Source organism: Novosphingobium sp. GW821-FHT09E05, assembly GCF_059416165.1.
Genome location: NZ_JBWKOQ010000011.1, coordinates 1 through 9451, shown reverse-complemented (window position 1 = coordinate 9451; position 9451 = coordinate 1). Strand labels below are relative to the sequence as shown.

General features: G+C 67.9%; 6 protein-coding genes and 1 tRNA gene. 4 read left to right on the top strand and 3 right to left on the bottom strand.

The window, feature by feature from the left end:
• Positions 1 to 263: 263 nt before the first annotated feature.
• Both AC07M9_RS20095 and AC07M9_RS20090 read left to right on the top strand, forming a co-directional pair.
• Complete coding sequence (locus tag AC07M9_RS20095; RefSeq protein WP_494886273.1) at positions 264 to 1883, top strand: phospholipase D family protein; 1620 nt, start codon at positions 264 to 266, stop codon at positions 1881 to 1883.
• A 255-nt stretch (positions 1884 to 2138) separates the two neighbouring features.
• Positions 2139 to 5048 carry a PAS domain-containing protein gene (locus AC07M9_RS20090; RefSeq protein ID WP_494886272.1) on the top strand — a complete coding sequence of 970 codons (2910 nt, stop codon included), beginning with the start codon at positions 2139 to 2141 and terminating at the stop codon, positions 5046 to 5048.
• Positions 5049 to 5136: 88 nt separating this feature from the next.
• Here the strand turns inward: AC07M9_RS20090 and AC07M9_RS20085 are convergent.
• A tRNA-Ser gene (locus tag AC07M9_RS20085) sits at positions 5137 to 5226 on the bottom strand.
• A gap of 177 nt (positions 5227 to 5403) precedes the next feature.
• Between AC07M9_RS20085 and hspQ the strand changes: the two genes are divergently transcribed.
• Complete coding sequence (gene hspQ, locus AC07M9_RS20080) at positions 5404 to 5784, top strand: heat shock protein HspQ (protein WP_494886270.1); 381 nt, start codon at positions 5404 to 5406, stop codon at positions 5782 to 5784.
• 28 nt (positions 5785 to 5812) lie between these two features.
• Here the strand turns inward: hspQ and AC07M9_RS20075 are convergent, their stop codons facing one another.
• Both AC07M9_RS20075 and AC07M9_RS20070 read right to left on the bottom strand, forming a co-directional pair.
• Positions 5813 to 8002 (bottom strand): putative bifunctional diguanylate cyclase/phosphodiesterase, encoded by a 2190-nt coding sequence (locus AC07M9_RS20075; RefSeq protein ID WP_494886268.1) that lies wholly within the window; start codon positions 8000 to 8002, stop codon positions 5813 to 5815.
• Positions 8003 to 8131: 129 nt separating this feature from the next.
• Entirely contained in the window at positions 8132 to 9037 is a 906-nt protein-coding gene (locus AC07M9_RS20070; protein WP_494886266.1) for an ABC transporter permease, read from the bottom strand.
• A gap of 107 nt (positions 9038 to 9144) precedes the next feature.
• Here AC07M9_RS20070 and AC07M9_RS20065 point away from each other — a divergent pair.
• On the top strand, positions 9145 to 9451 hold a 307-nt coding region (locus tag AC07M9_RS20065; protein ID WP_494886264.1), incomplete at its 3' end, for a GcrA family cell cycle regulator.

Sequence of the window (9451 nt, the reverse complement as noted above, 5' to 3'; positions counted from 1 at the left end):
CGTGTGGTCCGCTGCGGTGAAACGCCCTCTAAGTCCCACCCGCGATTCGGTCAACACGGTTTTTCAAAAAACTGACCCAATCCCGCAAAATGGCCGATTTGCGCGCCTCTCCTCTCGCCGTACACGCCCTTCGCCGCCTAAGCATTCGACAAAGGGGCTCCCCCGGCCCCATGCAGTGCCGGACATCCGGCAGCACCTGCCGTGCAGCCGGATCAAGCCGCCACACGTTGGCATCGATGATGACAAAGCAAGATTGGAGAACGATGGCGGCGCTGCATGGCTGGAAAGCGGCTTTGGCGGGCCTGGCGGGTACGGTCGCGGCGGCCGCTTTCATCCGCATGGCAAGCTGCCTGCCCGGACGGATCGCCCCCGCGGCGAGGCCCCTCCCCTCGCCGCGCAGCGGCACGCTGTGGAGCGCGGCGCAGGAACAGGCCTCGGCGCATCCGGGCCTGTCCGGCGTCCATCTGCTCAGCGACGGCGTCGATGCCTTCGCGGCGCGGCTGCTGCTCGCGCGCGCCGCGGAGCAGACCCTCGACCTGCAATACTACATCTGGCACGGCGACCGGACCGGGACCCTGCTGCTCGAGGCGGCGCACGAAGCCGCCAATCGCGGCGTGCGGGTGCGCCTGCTGCTGGATGACAACGGGATCACCGGGCTCGACCACATTCTCTCGGCGCTGAACGATCATCCCAATATCGAGGTGCGCCTCTTCAACCCGTTCCGCATCCGCTATCCCAAGGCGATCGGCTTCCTGGCGGACTTCGGGCGGCTCAACCGGCGCATGCACAACAAGAGCTTCACGGTCGACGGGGCCGTCACCATCGTCGGCGGGCGCAATATCGGGGACGAGTATTTCGGGGCAGGCGACGGCGCGCTGTTCGTCGACCTCGACGTCCTGGCGATCGGCCCCGTCGTGGCCGACGTCGAGCGCGACTTCGAGCGCTACTGGGATTGCGAATCCGCCTATCCGGCGCACCAGATCCTGCCGCACGTCAGCCAGAAGCAGCGCGCGAAACTGGCTTCGCGGGCCTCGGTCGTGGAGCGCGACGCATCCGCGCGGCGCTATGTCGAGCGGCTTCGCAGCCTGCCGCTCGTCCACGAGATCGCGCAAGGCCGGCTCGATCTCGAGTGGGCGAGGGTCGAGATGATCAGCGACGATCCCGCGAAGGTCCGCCGGCGGGTCCGCCGGAAGGACCTGCTGGCGGGCAAGCTCGACGGTGCGATCGGCGAGCCCGCCCGCGAACTCGGCATCGTCTCGGGATACTTCGTGCCCGGCCCGCAAGGCGCAGGCCAGCTCGGTGCGCTGGCGCGGGCGGGCGTCGCCGTGAGCGTTCTCACCAACGGCTACGGCGCCACCGACGTCGCCCTCGTCCATGCCGGCTATGCGCCCTGGCGCAAGCCACTGCTGGAGGCAGGCGTCCATCTGTTCGAAACCGCCGCGCAGGTGCGCGGCGCTCCTTCCAAGAAGCAGCGCCGGCAGGGCAACCGCCTCGGCGTCGGCAGCCGGCTGCGTGCCACCGGCAGCGGATCATTCGCGGCCCTGCGCTCCGGCGCCTCGACGATCCATGCCAAGACCATCACCGTCGATCGCCAGCGGCTGTTCGTCGGCTCGTTCAACTTCGACCAGCGCTCGCTGCGCCTGAACACGGAACTCGGGTTCGTCATCCATAGCCCGCTGTTCGCCTCCTACGTCGCCGATGCGTTCGGGACGATCATCCCCGATGCCGCCTATGCCGTGTCCCTCGGCAAGGACGGCGCGCTGGAATGGAGCCCCGGCGAGGGACTGCACACGACGGTCCAGACCCGTGAGCCGGGCATGCAGCTGTTCGACCGCGCTCTGATCGCCGTCACCTCGCGCCTGCCGATCGCCTGGCTGCTGTGAGCGGAACCGGCGCTTCATTGCCGCCCGCCGTGCCCTGCGTCGGGATCGACGGCGATCCGGCTCGCCCCCCATCATCGTTTGCAGAGGGCGCGGAAAGTCGTAGGCAGATCGCGGGCGACGCGCCTACTCGTGCAGGCAGGCGGTAGCTCCGCCTCGATGGAACGACGGGCGGCGCGGGCGTGTTGTCCAAATGGGGCGCAGAGGCCCAATGCACTGACAGGGATGGATCGCGACAGGATGCCTCGATCAAAGGAAATGAGCCACGAGCAGCTGCTCGAGCGGCAGGCTTTCCAGCTCGTCCTGCTCGACCACCTGCGGCGGCTCGACGATCCTGCCGAAATCCTCTCCACCGCCACCGCGCTGCTGGGCCGCCACCTCGGCGTGACCCGCTGCGGCTTCGCCACCGTGGGCGCCGATGGGGACACCGTCAGGGTCGAGACCGACTGGTCGGACACCATCGTCGGGATCACCGGCGAGGCGCGCCTGCGCGACAGCTTCGGGTCCGATGCCATCGCCGAACTGCGCGAGGGCCGCACCCTGCTGGTGATCGACAGCGAAATCGACCCGCGTACCTCGCCTCGTGCGGAAAGCTGGGCCGGCATCGGTGCGCGCGCTCTGGCCGTGTGCCCGATCGCCCGCGAGGACGGCCTCGACGGTATTCTCTACGTGCACGACGATGCCCCGCGCACATGGTCGCTGAGCGATATCGCCATGATCGAGGACGTGGCCTGGCGCACCCGGGAAGCGGCGGACCGCGCCCGCAGCGAGGAAGCCCGGCGCGCCAGCGAGCGTCGGTATCGCTCGCTGTTCAATTCGATCGACGCGGGCTTCTGCGTCATCGAAGTCAAGCTGGATGTGGACGGAACGGCGCTCGACTACCGCTTCATCGAGGTCAACAGTTCCTTCGAGGAATACACCGGCATCAAGGACGGGGCCGGACGATGGATGCGCGAGATCGCACCGTCGCACGAACAGCACTGGTTCGACCTCTATGGGCGGGTCGCGAAGACCGGTGTCTCCGAACGCATCGAACTGCCCGCGCACGCGCTGGATGACCGCTGGTATCTCGTGCATGCCTACCGTGTCGAAGAGCCGGACCAGCATCACGTCGCCATCCTCTTCTCAGACCTCAGCGAGCGGCGCCGTACCGAAAAGGCGCTTGAACGCAGCCGCGAGGAGCTGGAGCTGGCCGCTTCCGCCGCCGAACTCGGCCGGTTCGACTATCGCGTGCGCGAGGGATCGCTGACCTGGGACGAGCGCTGCCGCGCCTTCTTCGGGCTCGGCGCGGAGGCTCCCGTCAGCTACGAGAGTGCGTTCCTTGCCGGCCTCCACCCGGACGACCGCGAGCGCGCCGACCGGGCTGTGAATGCCGCGCTCGATCCCGATGGCGACCATCGCTTCGAAGTCGAATACCGCACCATCGGCATCGAGGACGGCGTGCTGCGCCACATCAGCGCCCACGGCATCGCCTTCTTCGACGGACGCGAACCGATACGCCTGATCGGCACCGTCCAGGACGTGACGCGCGACCGCAAGGCCACGGCGGCCCTGCGCGAGATCGGCGAACGCCTCCGCCTGGCGGGCCGCGCCACCAACGACGCGGTATGGGACTGGGACCTGCGCGCCAACCACGTCACCTGGAACGAGGCGCTGGAACGCGCCTACGGCCACGAACTCGCATCCGTCGATACCACCGGGGAATGGTGGATCGAGCAGATACATCCCGAGGATCGCGGCCGCATCGACGAGAGCATCCACGCAATCATCGACGGTGCCGACACCGACTGGTCCGACGAATACCGCTTCGCCCGCGCCGACGGCAGCTACGCCGACGTGCTCGATCGCGGCTACGTCATCCGCGACGCCGACGGCGCGTCGCTGCGCATGGTCGGCGCGATGCTCGACGTATCCGCGCGCAAGGCGGTGGAACGCCAGCTCGAGGAAGAGCGCCGCCGCCTCGTCGAGGAAGTGGAGACCACCACCGCCGAGCGCGACCGCGCCGAGGACGCGCTGCGCCAGTCGCAGAAGATGGAAGCGGTCGGCCAGCTGACCGGCGGGCTCGCGCACGATTTCAACAATCTGCTGACCGGCATCTCCGGCGCGCTGGAGATGATGCAGGTCCGCATCGCCCAGGGCCGCGTCAACGAACTGGAGAAATATTCCGTCGCCGCGCAAGGCGCCGTGCGCCGCGCGGCCGCGCTCACCCACCGCCTGCTCGCCTTCTCGCGCCGCCAGACGCTGGACCCCAAGCCCACCAACGTCAACCGCCTGATCTTCGACCTCGAGGAACTGGTGCGCCGCACGGTCGGCCCGCAGGTCGAGGTCGAGACGGTCGGCAAGGCGGGGCTGTGGACGACGCTGGTCGATCCCAACCAGCTCGAGAACGCGATCATCAACCTGTGCATCAATGCCCGCGACGCGATGCCGGACGGCGGCCGCATCACGGTCGAGACCGCGAACAAGTGGCTGGACGACCGCGCCGCGCGCGAGCGCGACCTCGATCCCGGCCAGTACGTCTCGATCTGCGTGACCGACACCGGCACCGGCATGACCTCCTCCGTCGCGGAACGGGCCTTCGACCCCTTCTTCACCACCAAGCCGCTGGGCGAGGGAACCGGCCTCGGCCTCTCGATGATCTACGGTTTTGCACGGCAATCGGGCGGGCAGGTCCGCATCTATACGGAACCCGGCGCCGGCACGACCATGTGCATCTACCTCCCCCGCCACGCCGGCGAGAACGAGCAGCCCGCCACCGAGGAAACCTTCGCGCCGGTCGCCCGGCAAGCGGTTCCGCCTGGCCAGGCCGGCTGCGTTCTCGTGGTGGACGATGAACCGACGGTGCGGATGCTGGTCGTCGAGATCGCGCAGGAACTCGGCTACGACGTGCTCGAAGCCTTCGACGGCCCCAGCGCCATGCGCCTCATCCATGCCCATCCCGGGATAGACCTGCTCATCACCGACGTCGGGCTGCCCGGCGGCATGAACGGGCGCCAGATCGCCGACGCCGCGCTGGCGCTGCGCTCGGCGCTGAAAGTGCTGTTCATCACCGGCTACGCGGAAAACGCCGTCGTCGGCAACGGCCAGCTCGCCCCGAACATGGCGCTCATCACCAAGCCCTTCGCAATGGACGCGTTGGCCAGCAAGATCCGCGCGATCATGGATTAAGCCGAAGGCGGCTTCGGCGCCGATAGGTTTGGAATTTAGAGGAAATATCGACCCGCCGGACCCGATGTGTCTGCGGGAAAGACGATCTTGGCGGAGAGGGTGGGATTCGAACCCACGGTACGGTTTCCCGTACACTGCATTTCGAGTGCAGCGCATTCGACCACTCTGCCACCTCTCCGCAAGAGATCGTGCTACAGCGGGGAGGCCCCGCCGGGTCAAGCGAAGTGCGCCGCTAGCGGACTTGATCGAGCTTGCCAAGCCCCGATCTGCACTTTTGGTGACCGGATTAGCGCTTTTGGGGGAATGTCCCGGCGCATCGCTTGTTTCGCCCCGGCGCAAAACCTATATCCATAGCATGAACAGGGCGTCCTTCTTCTCCCCTCAGGCCGGACGCGTCATCGACGCGCCCCGCCAGAACCGGGCGCGATTCGCGATCGGCGACGTGGTCCGCCATCGTCTCCACGACTTTCGCGGCGTGGTCTTCGACATCGATCCGGTCTTTGCCAACAGCGACGAATGGTATCAGTCGATCCCCGCCGAAGTGCGGCCGACGCGCGAGCAGCCCTACTATCACCTTCTCGCCGAGAACGAGGAATCGAGCTACGTCGCCTATGTCAGCCAGCAGAATCTGATGGGCGACGCGGACGGGGGCCCGGTCGACCACCCCTCGCTTTCCCAGATGTTCGACGACTACTGCGACGGACGTTACCAGCTTCGCCCCGGCCTCGCGCACTGACGCGGCGGCAGGCAAGGTCCTGCCGGCTTCACATCAGGGCCGGCGGCCGGTCCTCGCGCTCCGGGCGACGTCCATGCAGCAGGCGGCCGACCTCGCCCACCGGAACCGGCCGCGACAGCAGGTAGCCCTGCACTTCGTGGCACCCCACCCGCCGCAGGAAATCGTATTGCTCCTGCGCCTCCACGCCTTCGGCCGTCAGCGACAGGCCGTTCGCCCGCGCAAGACTGACGATCGCCTCGACCAGCGCCGCGCCGGGCACCGTGTCTACCATGTTGACGAACGAGCGGTCGATCTTGATGCGGTCTACGGCAAAGTCGCGGATGTGGCTGAGCGAGGAATAGCCGGTGCCGAAGTCGTCGAGCGCGCAGGCCACGCCCAGCCCCCGCAGTTCCGACAGCGACCGCGCGACGTCGCCGGAGGCCGCCATCAGCGCCGTCTCGGTCATCTCCAGTTCTAGCCGCCCGGGCGCCAGGCCGCTTTCGGCGAGGACCTGCCGCACGGTGTCCACGAAATGCCGGCTGCGCAGCTGGATCGGCGACACGTTGACGGCGACGCGCAGCCCCGGCCATGCGCCTGCGTCTCGCACCGCGCGGCGCAGTACCCACTCGCCCAGCACTTCGATCAGCCCCGATTCTTCGGCGGAGCGAATGAACTCCGCCGGTCCGACCAGGCCGAAGTCGGGGTGCTTCCAGCGCAGCAGCGCCTCCACGCCCACCATCTGCCCGTCGTCCATCGCGTAGATCGGCTGGTAATGGACCGCCAGTTGCCGCTCGCAGTCGGCAAGGGCCAGCCGGAGGTCACGGTAGCTCTCCTCGCGCGAGCGCACGTCGACGTCCATGTCGGGGGTGAAGAAGCGGAAGCGGCTGCGGCCGTCCGTCTTCGCCTTGTAGAGCGCGATGTCCGCCTTGCGCGTCAGTTCGGTGCGGTCGCCCCCGTCCGCCGGTGCCATGGCGACGCCGATGCTGGCGCCGATGAACGCCTGCGATCCCGACAGGTCGAACGGCCGCTCCAGTTCCGCGACGATGCGGGCGCAGATGCCCTCCACCGCCTGCCGGTCGGCCGGCTCGCCGATGAGGATGGCGAACTCGTCCCCGCCCAGCCGCGCCACGAGGTCGTAGCCCCGGACCTCGGCGACGAGGCGGCGTGCCACCTGCCGGATCAGCGCGTCGCCGGCGGGATGGCCGAGCGTGTCGTTCACCTGCTTGAAACGGTCGAGGTCGATGTAGAGCAGTGCCAGCAACGTCCGGTGGCGACGCGCGCGCGACAGCGCCTCGTCGAGCCGCTGCTCGAACGTGGCGCGGTTGCCGAGGCCGGTGAGATCGTCGTGCATCGCCCGGTGCTGGGCGTGAAGGCGGCTTTGCTCGAGGTCGTGGGTACGCCGCGCGAGACGGCTGGCGAGCCAGTAGATCACGGCGGTGGTGAGCAGCAGAACCACCAGCAGGACCGGCCCCAGCGCGCCGGTAACCTGCCTGCCTGGAGCGAAGGGCTTCCACACCAGATAGCCGATGATCCCGCCATGCCGGTCGTGCAGCGCCACCGAACGCGCGCTGCTGTCGCCTCCGGGAGCAACGGCATAGTGGGCCTCTACCAGCCCGTACTGGCGTCCCAGCCGCGCGAAGAAATCGTCGTCGAGGTAGACGACGGCGACGTGCAGCGCCTCGGTCCCGGGCACCTGCTTCAACCGGCCGCTGTCGGTGACGATCGGCTTGACGCTGACGATCGCGGGGCGGCCGCGCACGATCGCAAGGTCGCCCTGCCCGGCGGAAAGCATGGCGACGTTGCCGTTGCTGCGCTTCTGGACGGTGCGCGTGGCGCGCAGCCACTTCGCCAGCGGCTGCGCCACGTTCTCGAGCGCGACATAGCTTTCGGAGCGCGCGCGCCTGCCGTTCCGCATCGCGTAGATGGGCCGATCGCGCGGGTCGAGGATGTAGACCTCGTCGATGCCCGCATAATTCTGGAACCATCCCCCCAGGTTGAGGTCCAGCCAGCCCGGATCGAGCGGAAGCTTGCGCACCTGGCGCACCGCCTCGTCCCATACGGTCGAGGATTCCTGCGCGTGGGCGACCCGCTCCACGCTCTGCGCCAGGACCAGCGAAACGATTGCGCGGTCACGGTCGCGGGCAATGCGGTCGACCTCGTGGCCGGACCATTGGAGCAGCCCGAGGATGAGGACGAGAATGCAAAGCGCAGCCACGACGATCGGCGCGGTGAAACGCACGACAGTCTTTCGACGGTTTTCGCTTGAGGCTGTGCCTGATGCCACAGCAACACAATGCGACAGAGCCGATAAATATTCGTTAATATTTGGGGCGCGTCTCCGCGGATTTGCGCTGAACCGCGGCTTAATTCAGCCCTTCAGTTTCCAGCCCGACCGCAGCACCACGAATACTACACCCGCCAGCACCGCGTCGAGCAGGCCGAGGCCCAGTGCGCTGTGCAGAACCGCCATGTTGGTGTCGCCGATGTCGCTGGCGCCCAGGAACCCGAAGCGGAAGCCGGAGATCACGTAGAAGAACGGGTTGGCGCGGCTGATCGCCTGGAATGCGGGGGCGAGGTTGTCGATTACGTAGAACGTGCCCGAGAGCAGCGAGAGCGGCGCGATGACGAAGTTGGTCACCGCCGCGTTGTGGTCGAACTTCTCTGCCCAGATCGACGACAGGAAGCCGAGCAGCGCGAGGAACACCGAGCCCGCGAGCCCGAACCATGCCACCGCCCAGGGATGCGCGACCGACATGTCGATGCCCGGCCACAGCAGCATCGCCGCCGCCAGCGCCAGGCCCACCAGCACCGCGCGGGTGACTGCGGCGCCGACGATCGCCAACATCAGTTCGGCCTCGGTGAGCGGGGGCATCAGGAAGTCGATGATGGTGCCCTGGATCTTGCCCGCCAGGAACGAGAAGCTGGAATTGGCGAAGGCGTTCTGCATCATCCCCATGACGATCAGGCCGGGTGCGACGAACGTGGCGAAGTTGACGCCGAGCACCTCGCGTCCGCCGCGCCCCAGCGCGACCGTGAAAATGACCAGGAACAGCAGCGTCGTGATGGCCGGAGCCCAGATCGTCTGGGTCTGCACCTTGAAGAAACGCCGCACCTCCTTCATATAAAGGGTCTTGAGCCCCACCCAGTTGACCTGGTGGATCACGGGCTCGCCCTTCGCCGGAAACCGGGTCGAAACGGAAGGGGCCGGATTACCATGGGGATCTAGGATCCCGGAGGTGTCCGGCAGCGCAGTCGATTGGGGTTGATCGGGCATGGACCGGCGACTATCGGCTGTAGCCTTCCGAGGCAAGCGGCGCCTGGATGTCCGGGGCGATTCTGGGGCCGAAAGCCCTGGGTGCCCCTCGAAATGATGGAACTGGAATGAGCTGGACGGACGAGCGGATCGAGAAGCTGACCAAGATGTGGGAAGGTGGTTCCACCGCCAGCCAGATCGCGGACGAGCTTGGCGGAGTGAGCCGCAACGCGGTGATCGGCAAGGCCCACCGCCTCGGTCTCAAGGCACGGCCCTCCCCGGTGAAGGCGAACGAGAAGCCCGCGCGCCCGGCCGCTCCCAAGAAGGCGAAGCCGGTCGAGGCCGCGCCGCCGCCCCGCGCGCCCGAACCGCAGGCCGAAGCGCCCGCCGCTCCGGTCGCCCGCGCCGCCCCGCCAGCCCCTGCCGCACCCGCGC

Excerpts from the sequence above, each read along its gene's own strand:
- AC07M9_RS20070 (WP_494886266.1), bottom strand. The coding sequence starts at position 9,037 with ATGCCCGATCAACCCCAATCGACTGCGCTGCCGGACACCTCCGGGATC.
- hspQ (WP_494886270.1), top strand. The coding sequence starts at position 5,404 with ATGAACAGGGCGTCCTTCTTCTCCCCTCAGGCCGGACGCGTCATCGAC.
- AC07M9_RS20095 (WP_494886273.1), top strand. The coding sequence starts at position 264 with ATGGCGGCGCTGCATGGCTGGAAAGCGGCTTTGGCGGGCCTGGCGGGT.
- AC07M9_RS20090 (WP_494886272.1), top strand. The coding sequence starts at position 2,139 with ATGAGCCACGAGCAGCTGCTCGAGCGGCAGGCTTTCCAGCTCGTCCTG.